1 pseudogene is annotated in these 1,508 nt (G+C 50.8%); it reads left to right on the top strand.

Features of this window, described 5'->3' with window-relative positions:
- Window positions 1–37: 37 nt before the first annotated feature.
- Window positions 38–1,508: pseudogene (gene tnpC / locus F6K63_RS36825) on the top strand (IS66 family transposase); the annotation flags it as partial.

Genomic DNA, 1,508 nt, shown 5'->3' with positions numbered 1-1,508 from the left:
GGGTTGACAAAATCAAGAAATCCGGTATGGTGACGGCATGAGCGAAAAACCGAAACCCGAAAAACTAGCTCCCCCCCAACTCAAGCAACTGACAACGGAGCAGTTGGTGGTCATGATACTAGAGCAGCAAAAGCTGATTGACCAACTGTTAGAGGAAGTAGCCCAGCTCAAGCTCAGACTCAGACCCAACAGCCAAATTACCTCACAACCGCCATCAGCGGACTTAATTCAGAAATCGGAAAAACCCAAACCGCCAGAGTCAATCGCCCCTCAAGCCAAAAGAAAACCTGGAGGGCAGCCGGGACATCAAGGAAAAACCAGAAAAGGATTTGGACGAGTAGACCGCTACCAAATTGTCAGACCATCAGTGTGTCCCAACTGTGGCTCAGAAGAATTCCTTGACGCACCTGTATCTGTAAGCTGTAAACAAGTCGCCCAACTCGTAGAGCGTCCCGTAGAAATAGTCGAATATCAGTATCACACTTGCAAATGTGTCCATTGCCACAGGCAAGTCAAAGAAGCCAAAGCCCCTGGAGTCATCCCCGGACAAGACTTGGGCATCTCCCTACAAGCGATGCTGGCTTGGATGGGAAATCACGGAAACCTATCCGAAGAAAAACAACAAGAATGGCTACTAGAGTTGACGGGACTCAAAATCGGAGTGGGAACTCTAGCCGCCACCAATCGACGACTGGCGCAGTCGGTAGCTATACCTATTCAAGAACTTTGGCAGTGGGCGCAACAACAGCAACACCTGCACGTTGATGAAACCCCGTGGGGGGTGGCTGGAGTAAAAGAATGGTTGTGGACTGTTGCCGGAGCCAAATTTTCTCTGTTCCATGCCGCAGATACCCGAGGGCGGGTGGAACTCGAACAAATTGTGGGTTCCGAATTTGCTGGAGTCCTCAGTTCCGACGGCAGAGCGTGTCTATAACGGTTACAAAGTCGCTCACCAGCAGAAGTGTTTAGCTCATCTGAGACGGCACTTCAAAAAAGTGATCCGCTTGGGTCATGGCAATAACCCGAAATTGGGACAACGGTTCCTGGATTTAATTGATGAGGCCTTCGATGAGCATCAAAAATGGCGAGAGACTCAAGATGGAGCTGCTTATCGAGGGTGGGTAGCTCAGTGTCTTGATGCAGTCGCTCATGGGGGAAACCCCCAAGACCGCGCTGCATCGCTTCAAACCCAAGTTGGAGAAAGCTTTGGAGCAATGGAGTTCTCAAGCCGGAGCTGCAGCTGGGCTACTGCTGCGTTCTCTTAGAAACAAAGCTGCCCAATGGTGGTATTTCCGTATAGCACCCAGAAGTTCCACCTGATAATAATCGAGCGGAAAGAGCATTGCGTCCAGCAGTGACCAAACGTAAGGTCTGTGGCGGTTCCCGTTCCATGGAACGGTTTCGGGAAACAGCGGATTTACTCAGCGTCATCCAAACCTGCCGTGTCCAGGGTCGTTCGGCTGTGGAATTTTTCCGACAAGCTCTTGAGGCTACCGTTTCCCCAACAA

Origin of the sequence: Moorena sp. SIO1G6, from assembly GCF_010672795.1 — a bacterium.
In the GTDB taxonomy this organism is placed as follows: Bacteria; Cyanobacteriota; Cyanobacteriia; order Cyanobacteriales; family Coleofasciculaceae; genus Moorena; species Moorena producens.
This window is presented reverse-complemented; position numbering and strand designations above follow the sequence as displayed.